Origin of the sequence: Prauserella aidingensis, assembly GCF_024171865.1 — a bacterium.
Taxonomy (GTDB): domain Bacteria; phylum Actinomycetota; class Actinomycetes; order Mycobacteriales; family Pseudonocardiaceae; genus Prauserella; species Prauserella aidingensis.
In genome coordinates this window covers 326,664-343,351 of record NZ_JAMTCN010000001.1, presented here as the reverse complement: position 1 = coordinate 343,351, position 16,688 = coordinate 326,664, and the positions used below count along the sequence as shown (strand labels likewise).

At 69.9% G+C, this 16,688-nt stretch carries 17 protein-coding genes; 14 read left to right on the top strand and 3 right to left on the bottom strand.

The window, feature by feature from the left end:
* Nucleotides 1–301: 301 nt before the first annotated feature.
* From arc to LY13_RS01300, 4 genes are all read left to right on the top strand, one after another.
* Nucleotides 302–2,116: a proteasome ATPase gene (gene arc / locus LY13_RS01315; RefSeq protein WP_253826251.1), complete on the top strand. Its 1,815-nt coding sequence runs from the start codon at nucleotides 302–304 to the stop codon at nucleotides 2,114–2,116.
* Nucleotides 2,117–2,316: 200 nt separating this feature from the next.
* The gene (locus LY13_RS01310; RefSeq protein WP_253826383.1) at nucleotides 2,317–2,694 is read left to right on the top strand and encodes a hypothetical protein; all 378 of its coding nucleotides are present in this window, start codon (nucleotides 2,317–2,319) and stop codon (nucleotides 2,692–2,694) included.
* Nucleotides 2,695–2,754: 60 nt separating this feature from the next.
* A complete protein-coding gene (locus LY13_RS01305) occupies nucleotides 2,755–3,693 on the top strand; it encodes an aldo/keto reductase (RefSeq protein WP_253826250.1) in 939 nt (312 codons plus the stop codon).
* Nucleotides 3,694–3,741: 48 nt separating this feature from the next.
* Nucleotides 3,742–4,413 (top strand): hypothetical protein, encoded by a 672-nt coding sequence (locus LY13_RS01300; protein WP_253826249.1) that lies wholly within the window; start codon nucleotides 3,742–3,744, stop codon nucleotides 4,411–4,413.
* Nucleotides 4,414–4,475: 62 nt separating this feature from the next.
* Here the strand turns inward: LY13_RS01300 and LY13_RS01295 are convergent, their stop codons facing one another.
* On the bottom strand, nucleotides 4,476–4,994 hold the full coding sequence (locus LY13_RS01295; RefSeq protein WP_253826382.1) for an NUDIX domain-containing protein: 519 nt from the start codon (nucleotides 4,992–4,994) through the stop codon (nucleotides 4,476–4,478).
* A 35-nt stretch (nucleotides 4,995–5,029) separates the two neighbouring features.
* On the opposite strand from LY13_RS01295, the gene dop reads away from it, so the two are divergent.
* From dop to prcA, 4 genes are all read left to right on the top strand, one after another.
* Nucleotides 5,030–6,532: a depupylase/deamidase Dop gene (gene dop / locus LY13_RS01290; RefSeq protein WP_253826248.1), complete on the top strand. Its 1,503-nt coding sequence runs from the start codon at nucleotides 5,030–5,032 to the stop codon at nucleotides 6,530–6,532.
* A gap of 95 nt (nucleotides 6,533–6,627) precedes the next feature.
* Nucleotides 6,628–6,822, top strand: coding sequence for a ubiquitin-like protein Pup (locus LY13_RS01285; protein ID WP_030532690.1), 195 nt, complete (start codon nucleotides 6,628–6,630; stop codon nucleotides 6,820–6,822).
* Nucleotides 6,823–6,901: 79 nt separating this feature from the next.
* Nucleotides 6,902–7,762, top strand: coding sequence for a proteasome subunit beta (prcB, locus tag LY13_RS01280; RefSeq protein WP_253826247.1), 861 nt, complete (start codon nucleotides 6,902–6,904; stop codon nucleotides 7,760–7,762).
* Nucleotides 7,763–7,867: 105 nt separating this feature from the next.
* Complete coding sequence (gene prcA, locus LY13_RS01275; RefSeq protein WP_253826246.1) at nucleotides 7,868–8,656, top strand: proteasome subunit alpha; 789 nt, start codon at nucleotides 7,868–7,870, stop codon at nucleotides 8,654–8,656.
* 72 nt (nucleotides 8,657–8,728) lie between these two features.
* Here the strand turns inward: prcA and LY13_RS01270 are convergent, their stop codons facing one another.
* Complete coding sequence (locus LY13_RS01270) at nucleotides 8,729–10,135, bottom strand: bifunctional phosphatase PAP2/diacylglycerol kinase family protein (protein WP_253826245.1); 1,407 nt, start codon at nucleotides 10,133–10,135, stop codon at nucleotides 8,729–8,731.
* Between the two features lie 100 nt (nucleotides 10,136–10,235).
* Here LY13_RS01270 and pafA point away from each other — a divergent pair, with 100 nt between their 5' ends.
* The 6 genes from pafA (at nucleotide 10,236) to LY13_RS01240 (ending at nucleotide 16,263) form a co-directional block, all read left to right on the top strand.
* Nucleotides 10,236–11,594 (top strand): Pup--protein ligase, encoded by a 1,359-nt coding sequence (gene pafA / locus LY13_RS01265; protein WP_183652131.1) that lies wholly within the window; start codon nucleotides 10,236–10,238, stop codon nucleotides 11,592–11,594.
* 152 nt (nucleotides 11,595–11,746) lie between these two features.
* The gene (locus LY13_RS01260; protein ID WP_253826244.1) at nucleotides 11,747–12,730 is read left to right on the top strand and encodes a helix-turn-helix transcriptional regulator; all 984 of its coding nucleotides are present in this window, start codon (nucleotides 11,747–11,749) and stop codon (nucleotides 12,728–12,730) included.
* A complete protein-coding gene (locus LY13_RS01255; RefSeq protein WP_253826243.1) occupies nucleotides 12,727–13,707 on the top strand; it encodes a helix-turn-helix transcriptional regulator in 981 nt (326 codons plus the stop codon). Before LY13_RS01260 ends, LY13_RS01255 begins: the two co-directional genes overlap by 4 nt.
* Before the next feature lie 282 nt (nucleotides 13,708–13,989).
* Nucleotides 13,990–14,367, top strand: coding sequence for a Sec-independent protein translocase subunit TatA (tatA, locus tag LY13_RS01250; RefSeq protein ID WP_253826242.1), 378 nt, complete (start codon nucleotides 13,990–13,992; stop codon nucleotides 14,365–14,367).
* Between the two features lie 34 nt (nucleotides 14,368–14,401).
* The gene (tatC, locus tag LY13_RS01245) at nucleotides 14,402–15,358 is read left to right on the top strand and encodes a twin-arginine translocase subunit TatC (protein ID WP_253826241.1); all 957 of its coding nucleotides are present in this window, start codon (nucleotides 14,402–14,404) and stop codon (nucleotides 15,356–15,358) included.
* Nucleotides 15,355–16,263, top strand: a complete 909-nt coding sequence (locus LY13_RS01240) for a diacylglycerol/lipid kinase family protein (protein ID WP_253826240.1) — start codon at nucleotides 15,355–15,357, stop codon at nucleotides 16,261–16,263. The genes tatC and LY13_RS01240 overlap by 4 nt, the downstream gene beginning before the upstream one ends.
* On the opposite strand, the gene LY13_RS01235 is transcribed toward LY13_RS01240, so the two are convergent.
* The gene (locus tag LY13_RS01235) at nucleotides 16,226–16,639 is read right to left on the bottom strand and encodes an MmcQ/YjbR family DNA-binding protein (protein WP_253826239.1); all 414 of its coding nucleotides are present in this window, start codon (nucleotides 16,637–16,639) and stop codon (nucleotides 16,226–16,228) included. The two genes, LY13_RS01240 and LY13_RS01235, sit on opposite strands and share 38 nt — an antisense overlap.
* Between the last annotated feature and the right edge of the window lie 49 nt (nucleotides 16,640–16,688).

Sequence of the window (16,688 nt, the reverse complement as noted above, 5' to 3'; positions counted from 1 at the left end):
GCTGCGAAGATCCGCTGAGGGTCGGGTCGTGGCCACGATGACGATCATGATTCACCGCATCGTGGTGCGGTGTCCGGGTTGTCCGATCCACGGGGGTTCTCGGCACCCGGCCGCGACGCGCGCGGACGGTGCGGCCGTTCGGTGGAAAATGCGCAGTGCGGCGGAGTTCTGCATCCCTGCGCGGAGCTGTGGGTAGTCGGTCGGGCCCGTGCGACGCACCGATTCCGTAACGCGCCGAAGCCTTTTCTTGTCGGTGATCGCCGGTACCGTGGAAGCAAATGCATTCCGAGGAGGTGCCGAAATGCAACACGACCTTCCCGGTGGTCGGCACGAGGAGGCCGACTCTTCAGAACCGAACGGAGCGACCAGCGCGGGGTCTCCCGCGGAAACCCCGGCCGGCGACGAGGCGAGCCAGATCCGGCAGTTGGAGGAGGAAGTCGCCACTCTTCGCCGGAAGCTGACCGACTCGCCGCGGCAGAACCGTGTCCTCGAGCAACGTCTCGCGGAGGCGACCGAGCGCGTCGAGCAGCTCACCGAGCGGAACGAGAAGCTCGTCGAGACGTTGCGTGAGGCCCGCAGTCAGCTGCTGACGCTCCGCGAGGAGGTCGACCGGCTCGCGCAGCCGCCGAGCGGGTACGGCGTCTTCGTCGAGGCCTACGAGGACAACACGGTGGACGTGTTCACGTCCGGCAGGAAGATGCGCGTCGCCGTGTCGCCGAACGTCGAGGTCGAATCGTTGCAGCGCGGGCAGTCCCTGCGGTTGAACGAGGCACTGACGGTCGTCGAGAGCGGAGGCTTCGAGCGCACCGGTGAGGTGTGCACCTTGCGCGAGGTGCTTTCCCCGGAGACCGAGGGCGGCAGTGCCCGCGGGCTGATCGTCGGCCATGCCGACGAGGAACGCGTCGTGTGGCTCTCGGACCCCCTTGCGGCCGAGGAACTGAAGTCCGGGGACTCGGTCCTGGTCGACTCAAAGGCCGGGTACGCCTACGAGCGTGTGCCGAAGGCCGAGGTCGAGGACCTGGTGCTGGAGGAGGTGCCGGACGTCGCGTACGAGGACATCGGCGGTCTCTTCGGGCAGATCGAGCAGATCCGGGACGCCGTCGAACTCCCGTTCCTGCACGCCGACCTGTTCCGCCAGTACCAGCTGCAGCCGCCGAAGGGTGTGCTGCTGTACGGCCCGCCGGGATGCGGTAAGACGCTCATCGCCAAGGCGGTGGCGAACTCGCTGGCCAAGAAGGTCTCGGGGGACGCCGCCGACGCGAAGTCGTACTTCCTCAACGTCAAGGGCCCGGAGCTGCTCAACAAGTTCGTCGGCGAGACCGAGCGGCACATCCGGATGATCTTCCAGCGGGCCAGGGAGAAAGCGTCCGAGGGCACACCCGTCATCGTGTTCTTCGACGAGATGGAGTCGATCTTCCGGACCCGTGGCAGCGGTGTGTCGTCAGACGTCGAGACGACGATCGTGCCGCAGCTGCTGGCGGAGATCGACGGTGTCGAAGGGCTCGAGAACGTCATCGTGATCGGCGCCTCGAACCGTGAGGACATGATCGACCCGGCGATCCTGCGTCCCGGCAGGCTCGACGTGAAGATCAAGATCGAGCGGCCCGACGCCGAGGGTGCGAAGGACATCTTCTCCAAGTACCTGACGCCGGACCTGCCGATCCACACGGACGACCTCCTCGAGTTCTCCGGCGATTCGCAGGCGACGTTGGACGCGATGATCCAGCACACCGTCGAGCGGATGTACGAGGAATCCGACGAGAACCGGTTCCTGGAGGTGACCTACGCCAACGGGGACAAGGAGGTGCTTTACTTCCGTGACTTCAACTCGGGCGCGATGATTCAGAACATCGTGGACCGGGCGAAGAAGGCGGCGATCAAGTCGGTGCTGGAGACCGACCAGGCGGGCCTGCGGGTGCAGCACCTGCTGGACGCGATCGTCGACGAGTTCGCGGAGAACGAGGACCTGCCGAACACGACGAACCCGGACGACTGGGCCCGGATCTCCGGCAAGAAGGGCGAGCGGATCGTCTACATCCGTACGCTCGTGACCGGCAAGAACCAGGACTCCGGCAGGGTGATCGACACGGCGACCAACACCGGCCAGTACCTGTGACCGACACGGTGCCGCCCAGGGGCGCGGTTCGGTAACCACAGAAGGGTGACCGGCCGCGTGTCGTGAGGACACGTGCGAGTGGCCCGTTCCGACGATGTCGGGGCGGGCCACTCGACTGTGCGTACGCGTGCCGCACCACGCCGTGTCGCACCACCTCGTTATGTATAACGACCTATACGATTCGGCGCATGAGTGATGACATGCCTTCCATCGATGCGCCGGACCCGCTCGCGGAAGCGGGGGAGCGGCGCACCGCCGCACCTGTGACGGCTGCGGCGGTGCTCGCATGGCTCGAGGAGACCGCGGAGGCCGTGGCTGCGGGGGACGTGGCGGCCGAGGAGCTGATCGCGCTGCTCGGGGAGTTGCGGCAGGCGTCGACGGCCTGCGCGAACGCGTCGGACTGGACTCTGCTCGCGGCACGGGAGGCCGGCGCGAGTCTGCGGCAGATCGCGCCGGTGTTCGGCAAGGGGTACGTCCGTGCACCCGCGGCGCGACTGGAGAAGCTCCATCGCGAGGTGTTGTCGGCCGATCAGTTCATCGAGTTGATGCGGCGGCGAACCACCGAACCAACTGTATAACATCCTATACGGCGGGGCTTTCGACGGCTACCGTCCACCATCCCCGCTACGATGCGTGCCATGGACAACATCACACGGACGGCGGTGGGTCTCGCCTCGCTGGGGCGGCCCGCGTACATCAACCTCGGCCGCGAGTCGGAACTGCCCGTGGATCGCACCGTCGACGCGATGCGCGACGCGACCTTCGCCGTGCTGGACCGCGCCTACGACGCGGGCGTCCGACGGGTCGACGTCGCGCGCTCGTACGGCAGGGCCGAGGAGTTCCTCGCCGCATGGCTGGCGGCCCGCGGCCACGCCGACGTCACGGTGTCCAGCAAATGGGGCTACGCGTACGTGGGCGAGTGGCGGATGGATGCTGCCGTGCACGAGGTCAAGGAACACTCGCCGGCGCGGTTCCGTGCGCAGTGGGCGGAGACGCGCGACACGCTCCCCACCGCTCCGGCGTTGTACCAGGTGCATTCCCTGACCTCGGACAGTCCGCTGTTCGAGGACGACGCGTTGCAGCAGGCGCTCGCCGAACTCGTCGACGCCGGGGTGCGCGTGGGCTTCTCGACGTCCGGGCCCACGCAGGCCGACACGATTCGCCGGGCGCTCGAACTCACCGTGGACGGCAGGCAGCTGTTCACGGCCGTGCAGTCGACGTGGAACGTTCTCGAGTCCTCGGCGGGCCTGGCCCTCGCCGAGGCGCATCGGGCGGGCGTGCTGGTGCAGCTGAAGGAGACGGTCGCCAACGGCAGGCTCGTCGTCGATCCTCCGCAGGTCGTCGCCGACATCGCCCGTGCCCGCGGCACGACGCCGGACGCCGTGGCACTCGCGGCCGCTTACGCCGAGGAGTGGGCCGACGTCGTGCTCGTCGGCCCGGCGGGTGTGGCCCAGCTCGAGGCGAACCTCGCCGCCACGGACCTGCGGCTGAGCGACGACGACCTGGAACGTCTCGCCGAGCTGCGGGAGAGCCCCCGCGAATACTGGGCCCGCCGGTCGCAGCTCGTGTGGGGGTGACTACTGTCGCGATCGCCCAGCGAGCGAGCCGGAGAGGACGAGACACAGGTGCGACGCGCACGAACGACCACCATGGCCGGTCTGCCCGTGGCGATCACGCTGCTGACGGTGGTGGCCGGTTGCGCCGACCGCGAGAACGACCTGGACACGTACTACGACGACCGGCCCGCCACCGGTGAGCCCACCGGCACCTCCGCGGCTCCCCGCAGCGACGGCACGCAGGACGGCACAGCCACCGAGCAACAGGGCGGTGGCGCCGACAGTGCTCCCGCTCGGCCCGCAGGCCCGAGCGTCCTCCTCACCGGCGAGGACGTCCGCAACGAGGGTGTCGAACCGGTCGCACCGTCGACCGTGGGCGCCGATCCCGCCGCGCCGACGTGTCTCGCGACGATCGCCGTGCAGTCGGGCGCCGCGGAGATCCACGAGCGGGCCTGGCGCTACCCGACGGGCTCGACGCTGCACCACCTCGTGACGCGCTACGAGGGCAGGCCCGCCGCCGACGTGGCGGCGGAGCAGGTCGGATGCGGCGGCGAGGAGATTCCGGTGAGCGGCGCGCCCGAGGGTGTGCAGCCGCAGGCGTGGTGCCAGCTGGGCACCTGCACGGTCGTCATCGCGGCCGACGACACGTTGTCGACCGTCGAGGTGCGAGCCGCCGACCAGGCCGGCGCCAGGGACGCCATCAACCGTCTCGCGCCGATCGCGGTCGGCAAGCACGCCTGACCTCGACTCGCGAGCACACCGCGGTGCCGCGCCGCCGGGCACACCGGGCGCGGCGGTGGTTGTCACGGTCGGGCGTAACGGCGGAACCATTCGAGCGCGCCGAGGCGGCCGTCGGGGACGAACGTGCCGTCATCGGCCGTGAGCCGGCTGCGCAGCGCCTGCAGCGGTGTCCACCAGCCGTCGGCGACCTCCTCCGGCTGGTGCACGACGGGTCCGTCCCAGCGCACCTCGTACGTGAAGTTGTGGCAGCGCACGGTGCCCGCGGTGAACGTCCACGTGAACAGCGGTCGCGGTGTCACGCCGTGGATGCCGAGTTCCTCACCGAGCTCGCGGGCCGCGCACTCGTCCGGTGATTCGCCCGCGGCGATCACCCCGCCCGCCCAGCAGTCCAGCGCCGACGGGTACACGTCCTTGGTGTCGGTGCGCCGATGAACGTAGACGGACTCGCCGTCACCCGAACGCACCAGTACGACGGCGGCGGCGTGCCACAACCCGCGACTGCGCACGTCGGCCCTGGTCGCGGCGCCGACGGCGCGCGTGTGTGCGTCGTAGATCGCAACGAGCTCGTCACCGCCCATGATGTGATCCTGGCACGACCCGCCCGTAGGGTGGTGGCATGCGGCGGATCATGGGAACAGAGGTGGAATACGGGATCGCGGTCCCCGGCGATGCCACCGCCAACCCGGTGCTGACTTCCACCCAGGTCGTGCTGGCCTACGCGGCGGCCGCGGACATTCCGCGCGCCCGGCGCGCACGCTGGGACTACGAGGTCGAGTCACCGTTGCGGGACGCGCGGGGGTTCGACCTCACCGGCCCCAGTCAGCCCACGCAGGACAACGACGTGGAAGACCTCGGCGCGGCCAACGTGATCCTCACCAACGGGGCGCGGTTGTACGTCGACCACGCGCACCCGGAGTACTCCGCGCCCGAGGTGACCAATCCGCGGGACGCCGTCGTGTGGGACAAGGCGGGTGAGCGGGTCATGGAGCAGGCCGCGATGCGCGCCGCGACCGTGCCCGGGCAGCCGCAGCTGCAGCTGTACAAGAACAACGTGGACGGCAAGGGCGCCTCGTACGGCACGCACGAGAACTACCTGATGGACAGGGCGACGCCGTTCACGTCGGTCATCACGGGGTTGACGCCGTTCTTCGTGTCGCGGCAGGTGGTGACCGGTTCGGGCCGGGTGGGCATCGGCCCGCAGGGCGAGGAGCCGGGCTTCCAGCTGTCCCAGCGTTCGGACTACGTCGAGGTCGAGGTCGGCCTGGAGACGACGCTCAAGCGCGGCATCATCAACACGCGGGACGAACCGCACGCCGACGCGGACAAGTACCGCAGGCTGCACGTCATCATCGGCGACGCGAACCTGGCCGAGTACTCGACGTACCTGAAGGTCGGCACCACCGCGCTGGTGCTCGACATGATCGAGGCCGGGGTGCGGTTCGACGACCTGAAGCTCGACGAGCCGGTGCGCGCGGTGCACGAGATCAGCCACGACCCGTCGCTGAAGACGACCGTCGACGTCGCGGGTGGGCGCAAGTACACGGGGCTGGACCTGCAGTTCGCGTACCACGAACTCGCGGCGGCGCACGTGGAGCGGACCGGCGGGGACGAGCAGTCCAAGGAGGTGCTGCGGGTCTGGGGCGAGGTGCTGGACACGCTGGCGAAGGACCCCATGGACGCGGCCGACCGGCTGGACTGGCCCGCGAAGCTGCGGCTGGTCGAGGCCTATCGGGAACGCGACCAGCTCGGCTGGGCGGCTCCGCGGCTCCACCTGGTCGACCTGCAGTACTCGGACGTGCGCCTCGACAAGGGCCTGTACAACCGGCTGGTGACGCGGGGCTCGATGAAGCGCATGGTCGGCGAGGACGAGGTGCAGCGGGCGGTCACGACGCCGCCGGAGGACACGCGGGCCTACTTCCGCGGTCGCACGCTGGAGAAGTACGCCAGTTCGATCGCGGCGGCGTCGTGGGACTCGGTCATCTTCGACGTGGGCAGGGACTCGCTCGTGCGGATCCCCACGCTCGAGCCGCTGCGGGGCACGAAAGCGCACGTCGGGGCGCTGTTGGACCGGACGGAGACGGCGGAGGAACTGGTCGAGGCCCTGACCGGATCGGAGTAGGAGAAGATCACCACTCCGTCAACGATCGTCCCGAATCGCCCTTCCTCTGGGTAGGCTGGGCGGCAGAAGCTCATCGGTCACACCGGGAGGCGGCAATGGCTCAGGAGAAGATCGAGAAGCACGGCGGCGGCGACTCCGAGGACGAGGCCGAAGGCGCAGCCCCGGCCGGTCAGGAACGCCGTGAGCAGATGGGCGAGGACGTCGACACGATCCTCGACGAGATCGACGACGTCCTCGAGGAGAACGCCGAGGACTTCGTGCGGGCCTACGTGCAGAAGGGCGGAGAGTGACGCAGGCTCCGGCGTGACCTAGGCTCGCTGATCAACATTTCGGTACTGTCCCTTTCGTCGATGGGAACTACGAGCACGCATGGAACAGATTCCGCGCAACTCGGGCTTCGCGCTGCCCTCCGCCTACTTGTCGTCGACGACGTCGTCCTTCGCCGATTTCCTGCGTGCCGAGGCGCCGGATCTGCTTCCCAGCAAGCGGTCCGCGGGCATGGGCACGTCGGGGGGTGACCTCGACGCGCCGCACGGCACGACGATCGTGGCCGCGACGTTCAACGGCGGGGTGCTGATCGCGGGTGACCGGCGTGCGACGAGTGGCAACCTGATCGCGACCCGCGACATGGACAAGGTCTACGTGACCGATGCCTATTCGGCCGTGGGCATCGCGGGCACGGCGGGTATCGCTCTCGAACTCGTCCGGCTGTACACCGTGGAGCTGGCGCACTACGAGAAGATCGAGGGTGTGTCGCTGTCGCTCGACGGTAAGTCGAACAAGCTCGCGACGATGGTGCGAGGCAACCTGGATGCGGCGATGGCGGGGCTCGCGGTGGTCCCGTTGTTCGTCGGGTACGACATCGAGGCCTCCGACCCCAAGCGGGCGGGCCGGATCGTGTCGTTCGACGTGACGGGCGGCCGGTACGAGGAGAACGCCGGGTTCCACGCGATCGGTTCCGGATCGGTGTTCGCCAAGTCGGCGATGAAGAAGCTCTACGACCCCGACGCCGACCAGGACGCCGCGGTGCGGGCGGCGATCGAGTCGCTCTACGACGCGGCGGACGACGACACGGCGACCGGCGGGCCGGACGTGGCGCGGAAGATCTACCCGAGCGTCGTCACGATCACGGCCGAGCACGGCGCCGTGCAGTTGCCCACGGAGGAGACGTCGACCATCGCCGAGGCCGTCGTCGCCGACCGCGCGGCCCAGCAGGACTGGCGCGGCTGATCCGGTCGCCGGGTCGCGTGCGGTCCACGCGACCCGGGCCGGTTCGAGCCCGATTCCCCCACACTCGTCAGCTTCACATCCCCGAACAGAGCGGAGCCAACGCAAGTGTCGATGCCGCTGTACGCCTCGCCCGAGCAGTTGATGCGGGAGCGTTCCGAACTCGCGCGGAAGGGTATTGCCCGCGGTCGGAGCGTCGTGGTGCTCAAATACCGGGGCGGAGTCCTGTTCGTGGCGGAGAATCCGTCGCCGACGCTGCACAAGGTGTCGGAGATCTACGACCGCATCGGGTTCGCCGCGGTCGGCCGCTACAGCGAGTTCGAGAGCCTGCGCCGGGGCGGTATCCGGCACGTGGACCTGCAGGGTTACCAGTACGACCGGCGTGACGTGAGTGCGCGGGCGTTGGCGAACGTGTACGCCCAGACGTTGAGCACGATCTTCACCGAGCAGCTCAAGCCGTTCGAGGTGGAGATCTGTGTGGCCCAGGTGGGCGCGAACGCCGACGAGGACGAGCTGTACCGGCTGACCTACGACGGGTCGATCGTCGACGAGCCGCAGTTCGTGGTGATGGGCGGTCAGACGGACGCGATCAACACGAAGCTGAAGGATACGTTCGCCGACGGTATGGAGCTCGCCGACGCGGTGCGAGTGGCGGCGGAGGCGTTCCGCCCGTCCACGTCGGGCAGTGGCAGCGGCGGCAACGGCAACAGTGCGTCGAGTTCGGCGCAGGAGGGTGAGCCGAGCAAGCTCGAGGTCGCCGTGCTGGAGCGGGAGCGGCCGGGCCGCAAGTTCCGTCGCATCACGGGTGCCGCTCTGGACGCGCTGCTTCCCGCGCGTACGGAGGCGGCCGACAGCAGCGACTCCGGTTCCGAGGGCGACGAGAAGTCCGACGGCTGACGCGCCCGTCCGGCCGACACGACCGGGTGTCCGGTGGGTGTGACGCGGTGAGGTGCCGGGTCACACCCACGGTCATCGCCGGTAGATCGTGAGCGCACTGGGACGGGACCGGAAGCGGAACCGGCGGCCGAGCGGGCCTACCTCGCCGTCGCTCGCGAGCCTGCGGTGTCCGTCGAGCAGTTCGACGTCGAGGGCGGGCAGGTCCCGTTGCCGGTACACGTGGCTGGCGTGGAGTGTCTTGGTGACGGCCGAGAGCACGAATCGTGCCCGGGAGTAGGGCACGTCGGCACGCAGGTAGCGCACGTCGAGCAGGCCCGTGTCGAGCGCGGGCCTGCGGTTGGGCCAGAATCCCTTGGGCGCGTAGGTGCCGTTGCCGACGAACACGAGCCAGACGAGCGCACGTTTTCCGTTGAGCCGCACCGGGAACGGTTTCGCCCTGCGGAGCACGCGCACCATCGCGAGCACCGCCGACGGCCATTTGGGGTGCCGCTGCTCGATCTTCTCGCGTAGCCGCACCATTTCCGGGTAGCCGCCCAGGCTGGCGGTGTTGACGAACCACCGGCGGTGGGTGCCGCCGAGCCCGTCCACGGTCACCTCGCCGAGGTCGATGCCGACCGCCGTGCCGCGTTCGGTCGCGACGTCGGCGTCGGGCATGGAGCGGACTCCGACGTCGCGGGCGAAGTGGTTGAGCGTGCCCGCGGGGATGAGGGCGAGTGGCAGGCCGGTGTCGGCGGCGACGGAGGCCACGGCGGCCACGGTGCCGTCGCCGCCTGCGACGCCGAGTGCGCGGATGGCTCCGTCGCCGCCCGCCCGACGGCGGATCTCGGCGGTGATCTGGCCGCGGAGGTCGCCCTCCGGGTCGGGCAGCAGCAGGTCGGCCTTGGGCCAGGCGAAGCGGACCTCGGCCGTCGGGTCGTCGGCGGGGTCGCCGGACGCGGGGTTGACGACCGCGAGCATGTTCTCGCCGTCGACCATGAGGGGAGCGCCGACGTCGCTGGGCCAGTGCACGCCGGTGTGGACGCGTGAGTAGGCGACGGCGGCGGCGAGCGGCAGCAGGGCCAGTCCCACGGAGGGCGATTCCTGGAAGGCGCCGGTCACGAACGCGGCGGCGGATGCGGCGTGGCCGGACGGGAACGACGAGGAGTCGGGGCGGCGGGCGAGTCTCCGGTGTTCGGGGACCGCCGAGGCCGCGGGACGGCGCCGGGGCAGCAGTTCCTTGGCGACGAAGCTGGCGGCGAGGCTCGCGAACCCGATGCTGCCGATGCCGCGGAGGGCGGCCCGGCGTGGGGCGCCCCGGCGGGTGGCGAGCGCGCCTGCGACGACCCACCACAGCCGTGCTTTGTCCGCCGACCGGGTGATCACGGTGAGTGCGTGGTCGGCGTGGGTGCGGGGCAGGGCGGCGCTGCGGGCCATGAGCCGGCGGTCGGGGCGGCCGACGCGCTGAAGTGCGGCGACGCGTCGAAGCAGGGGCGCGGTCATGGCCGACATGCTGCCGTACGGGGTGCGAAGTCGGTGTCGGCGTCCGGCCGCGCGCGATTTCGTTCCCCAGTTCCGGGCTTTCACCGCCTACCCTTGAAGAATGCAGCGGCGGATCTTTGGGATCGAAACCGAGTTCGGAGTCACCTGCACGTTCCACGGGCAGCGCAGGCTCTCGCCCGACGAGGTGGCGCGGTATCTGTTCCGGCGTGTCGTGTCGTGGGGCCGGTCGTCCAACGTCTTCCTGTCCAACGGGTCGCGGCTCTACCTCGACGTGGGCTCCCATCCGGAGTACGCGACGGCCGAGTGTGACGACCTGACCCAGCTCGTCACGCACGACAAGGCGGGGGAGCGGATCCTCGAGGATCTGCTGGTCGACGCCGAGCGCAGGCTCGCCGACGAGGGCATCGGCGGCGACATCTTCCTGTTCAAGAACAACACCGATTCGGCGGGCAACTCGTACGGCTGTCACGAGAACTACCTGGTCACGCGGGCCGGCGAGTTCTCGCGGATCGCGGACGTGCTGCTGCCGTTCCTGGTCACGCGGCAGCTCATCTGCGGCGCGGGCAAGGTGCTGCAGACCCCGCGGGGTGCGGTGTACTGCCTGTCGCAGCGGGCCGAGCACATCTGGGAGGGCGTGTCGAGCGCGACGACGCGGTCGCGCCCGATCATCAACACGCGCGACGAGCCGCACGCCGACGCCGAGCGGTACCGCAGGCTGCACGTGATCGTGGGCGATTCGAACATGTCGGAGCCGACGACGTTGTTGAAGGTCGGCACGGCGCACCTGGTGCTGGAGATGATCGAGCAGGGGGTGCAGTTCCGGGACTTCAGCCTGGACAACCCGATCCGCGCGATCCGGGAGATCAGCCACGACATGACGGGCCGGCGGCAGGTGCGGCTCGCGGGCGGCCGGGAGGCCTCGGCGCTGGAGATCCAGCGGGAGTACTACGCGCGGGCGGTGCAGCACGTGGAGGCGACCGACGCGAGCCCGCTGATGCGGCGGGTCGTGGACCTGTGGGGCCGTGCGCTGGACGCGGTCGAGCAGCAGGACTACTCGCTGATCGACACGGAGATCGACTGGGCGATCAAGCACCGGTTCGTCGAGCGGTACCGCGCGAAGCACAACCTCGACCTGTCGGACCCGCGGGTGGCGCAGTTGGACCTGGCGTACCACGACATCCGGCGGGGGCGGGGTGTGTTCGACCTGTTGCAGCGCAAGGGGCTGGTGCAGCGGGTGACCGACGACGGCGAGATCGAGGCCGCGAAGGACACCCCGCCCCAGTCGACGCGGGCGAAACTGCGTGGGGACTTCATCGCGGCGGCGCAGCAGGCCGGTCGCGACTTCACGGTCGACTGGGTGCACCTCAAGCTGAACGACCAGGCGCAACGGACCGTGCTGTGCAAGGACCCGTTCCGCGCCGTCGACGAACGGGTCGACCGGCTGATCAACTCGTTGTAGGCCGGGACGTCCGCAGCCGAGTGAGGTCGCCCGTGGCCATCGTGGGCGAGCGTGGTTCCCGGGACTGTTCGACCGCTGCCGCGTTCCTGGCCGTTCGACGCGTCCGCGGGACCTCCCGGAACCGCGGAATCGGGCAGGCTAGGGTGGGAGAGGTGTCCACCGCACGTGCAGAACGCCTGGTCAACCTGGTGCTGGCGCTGCTGTCCACTCGGCAGTACCTGCCGGCCGAGCGCATCCGCGGGATCGTGCCCGGCTATGCCGACGCGGCGAGCACCGAGGCGTTCTTCCGCATGTTCGAGCGCGACAAGGCCGAGCTGCGTGAGCTGGGCATTCCCCTGGAAACGGGCACCAACTCCGCCTTCGACCCCGAGGGGTACCGGATCGCACGCCGGGACTACGAGCTGGGCGACATCGACCTGGCCCCCGACGAGGCGACGGCCGTGGCGCTCGCTGCGCGGTTGTGGGATTCGCCGGAGCTGACCGGGCAGGCGCACGGGGCGCTGGTGAAACTGCGCGCCGCGGGGGTCGAGGTCGACGATCAGGCGCACGCGATGGTCGAACCGCGGGTGCACACCGAACCGGCGTTCGCTCCGCTGTTGGCGGCGGTGCAGCGCGGAGCGACGGTACGGTTCGACTACCGTCGCTCCGATTCGCCGGAGCGGCGCACCCGCACCCTGGAACCGTGGGGCGTGGTGTCGTGGCGCGGACGCTGGTACGTCGTCGGTCACGACCGGGACCGCGATGCACCCCGCTGCTTCCGCCTCTCGCGCATCAGTGGCGACGTGACGGAGACGGGGCAGCGGGCGGCCGTACGACGTCCGGAGGACGTCGACCTCCTCGACTTCGTCGCGGGCACGACGGTGAGCGACGACGGGTCGCCCGCCACGACGGCCCGGCTGTGGCTCGCCGAGGGCAGGGCCGCGGGCATCCGCAGGCACGCCCGGATCGTCGAGCGGCGGCCGCTCGACGGGGAGGACGGCGACGTCGTGGAGATCGAGCTCCAGCACCCCGAAGGTGCGGCCGACTGGATCGCGGGCCACGGCCCGGACGCGGTCGTGCTGGCCCCCGACGTGCTGGCCAAGGCCGTGGTGGACCGGCTCGAACGGGTCGCCGCGGCGGCGGGGGAGAGACGATGAGCGCGGCCACCGAGCGCATGCCGAGACTGCTGGCTCTCGTGCCGTACCTGCTGGCCCGGCCGGGGATCCGGATCGACCAGGCGGCCCAGGATTTCGACGTCACGCCGAAACAACTGCGCAGGGACCTCGAGCTGCTGTGGCTGTGCGGCTTGCCGGGGTACGGGCCCGGCGACCTGATCGACCTGTCCTTCGACGGCGACACCGTGTCGGTGACGTTCGACGCCGGGATGCGCAGGCCGCTGCGCCTCACCGGTGGCGAGGCGAGTGCCCTGGTCATCGCATTGAAGGCGCTCGCCGAGACCCCGGGCGTGGTGGACACCGACGCCGTCGGCCGCGCGATCGCGAAGATCGAGACCGCGGCGGGCGCCGCGCAGCCCGCGGGCGTGGTCGTCGGCAACGGCGTCCGCGAGCACGAGGCGACCGCCCGGACCAGGGAGACGGTCAGGGACGCCCTGCAGCGTGGGCGTGCGTTGCGGATGCGGTACTACGCGGCATCGAGGGACCGGATCACCGAGCGCACCGTCGACCCGATGCGGTTGCTCATCGTGCAGGCCCACAGCTACCTGGAGGGGTGGTGCCGCCGCGCCGAGGACGTGCGCCTGTTCCGGCTCGACCGCGTCGACGACCTGACCGTGCTCGACGAGCCGTCGTCGCCACCGCCGCACGCCCGGCACGCGGACGTCTCCGACGGCGTGTTCTCGGCCCACGAGAGCTACCCGGAGGCCGACCTGGTGCTGGAACCGGACGCCCGATGGGTCGCCGAGTACTACCCGTGCGAGGAGTTGGCCGAGCTCGAAGGCGGCAAGCTGCGGGTGCGGATGCGTTACGGCGACGAGTCGTGGATGGTGAGGCTGGTCCTGGGGCTCGGCGGCCGGGCGACGGTGGAACGGCCGGATGAACTCGCGGTGGCCGTGCGACGCCGCGCCGCCGCCGGGTTGGCACGAGCACGTCACCTGTCGATCACCGGCCGCCAGTAGGCTGGGGGACGTGTTCTACGTGCTGAGTGCCGCCGTGGCAGGGGCCGGGTTGATCGTGCTCGTCCTCGCGCTGGTCCGAATGGCAGGTGCGGCGAAAGGATTCGGCCGTGCCGCCGGGGACGTGCGGTCGGACGTGGAATCCCGCCTGGGCATGCTCCGCGCCCGCGCGGCCGCGATCGGCGTCGCCGTTCGCGACCTTCGTACCCGACATGTCCGAACCGGTTCGGGATCGCCTTCCGAACCAGTAGGATCGGCCCTGAACGAATAGGGAGGCCACCCACTATGAACGCCTTTCAGCCGTGGCACTTGATCATCCTCGTGCTGGTCGTCGTGGTGCTGTTCGGCGCCAAGCGCCTGCCGGACGCCGCACGCTCGATCGGCAAGTCCATGAAGGTCTTCAAGGCCGAGACGAAGGACCTGCGCGGAGAGCAGTCGGAACAGGACTCGGCTGAGTCCGACACGACGACGTCCGCGGCGTCCGCAGCGTCCACTACGACGCCCGACGCCAAGCAGATCTCGAATCCGACGGTCAAGGCCGACGCCGAGGTCACCGACGCGACGTCGGCTCAGCCCGCCGACGCCCAGGTGGAGCAGCTGCAGCGCCAGCTCGATGAGCTGAAGCAGCAGCAGTCCGCCGAGCAGCCGCAGAAGAACGGCTGATCGCACCCGCACGGATCGAGAACGGAACGCTTTCGTGGGAGACACCTCCGCACAGCGCGAAGGTCGGGGCGGTAAACGGAAGGCTCGGAGCCGTCGGCACAACCCCGACGGCACGATGTCGCTCGTCGAGCACATCTACGAGTTCCGCCGCAGACTCGGCTACGCGCTGCTCGCCCTGATCGCGGGCGGCATCATCGGGTTCATCTGGTTCGGCAACAGCATCGGGCCGATCCCGACGCTCGGCGATCTGGTCACCGAGCCCTACTGCGCCATTCCCCAGGAGCAGCGCTATCCCAAGGGCGGGGAATGCCAGCTGTTGCAGACGGTGCCCTTCGAAGCGTTCATGATCCAGATGAAGGTCGGCCTCAGCGCCGGGGCCGTCCTGTTCTCACCGCTCTGGCTGTACCAGCTGTGGGCGTTCATCGCGCCCGGGCTGTACTCCAAGGAGCGCAAGTACGCGATGACGTTCGTCGGCATCGCGTCGCTGCTGTTCGCGGGCGGTGCGCTGCTGGCCTACTTCATGGCGCCGCACGCGCTGGAGATCCTCACGACCTTCGGCGCGGGCGAGTTCGCCACGTGGTTCACCGGTGACAAGTACATCTCGTTCGTCCTGTCACTGTTGCTGATCTTCGGCGTGAGCTTCGAGCTGCCGCTGCTGATCATCATGCTCAACCGCGTGGGCGTCGTCCGCTACGAGATGCTCAAGCGGTGGCGCCGCGGGATCATCATGATCATGTTCGTGTTCGCGGCGTTCGTGACGCCCGCGGACCCGTTCTCGATGATCGGCCTGGCCGGTGCGCTGTGCATCCTGTTCGAGATCTCGTTGCAGATCACGCGCTTCCACGACCGCAAGCTCGAGCGTCAGCGCGGCACCGAGGGCTGGGACGAGTTGGACGACGACGAGCCCGCTCCGTTCGAGTACACGCCGAGCACGGTGAACGACTCGGACGAGTCCGACGGCGGCAGGCGCGGCACCGACGACATCACGTGACCGGCGGCCCTCGCGTAGCCCTGGCGTTCCATCCCGGATCCGGCAGGGGAGCGGCGGCGCGACTGGCCGGGGCCGTGGCCACACGGCTCCGGCCGCACGTCGCGCGGCTCGACGTGATCGACGCCGACACGATCGAGGGTGCGCGGGGCCGACTCGAGGCGGCCCGGGAATGCGGACTCGACGCGCTGGTCGTCGTCGGTGGTGACGGCGCGGCTCACCAGGCGGTGCAGTTCTGCGCCGGAACGCCCGTCGCGCTCGGCATCGTCCCCTCCGGCACCGGCAACGACCTCGCGCGTGCGTTGGACGTGCCCGTCGACCCGGCTGCGGCCGTGGACCTGCTCACCGGTGCGCTCCGCAGCGGACGTCGGCGCGTGCTCGACCTGGGCAGGGCGGGCGAGACCTGGTTCGGCACCGTCCTGTGCACGGGTTTCGACGCCGCGGTCAACGACAGGGCGAACCGGCTCCCGTGGCCCCGTGGACCGCGGCGGTACGACGTGGCGATCGCCGCGGAACTCGCCTCCTTCCGGGCGCGCGACATCCGGGTCACCACCGACGCGGCGGGAGAGCTGACCCTGCCCGCGATGCTCGTCGCCGTCGGCAACACGCCCTGGTACGGGGCAGGCATCCCGGTCTGTCCCGGTGCCGACCCCACCGACGGACTGCTCGACGTGACGGTCGTCGGCCAGGTCGGCTACCGCGAACTGATGCGGGTGCTGCCGCGGCTGCGCACCGGCCGCCACGTGGAGCACCCGGCGGTGACCACGCTGCGGGCCCGCACCGTCGAGGTCGCCGACGTCGGCACGACAGCCGGGCCCGCCTGGCCGGTGTTCGCCGACGGCGACCCGCTCGGCGGGTTGCCGACGTCGATCAGCTGCGTCCCGCAGGCCCTGACGGTCCTGGCCTGACGTTCTCCTCGGCCAGGACCTTCCACCCGAGACGCTGCCGCGTCTCCCGCGGCAGCTTGGCCACGACCAGGTCGTACGAGTCCTCGATGAGGTCGAGGATCAACTGTTCGGGAAGCGAGCCGTCGTCGAGCACGACGGTGTTCCAGTGCCGCTTGTTCATGTGCCAGCCGGGCGTCACGGCCGGATACGACCTCCGCAGTTGCAGGGCAAGCTCCGGGTCGCACTTGAGGTTGACGCTCAGTGGCCTGCGCCCGAGCGCCGACAACGCGAACATCTTCCCGCCGACCTTGAACACGCTCAGGTGCTCGTCGAACGGGAACTCCTCACCCGCGCCGGTGAACGCGAGGCACGCCGCTCTGAGCTGCTCCGGGGTCATGATCGGACGGTAGCGCCGCCCACCGACACCGGCGCGGCAGGCGCCCACG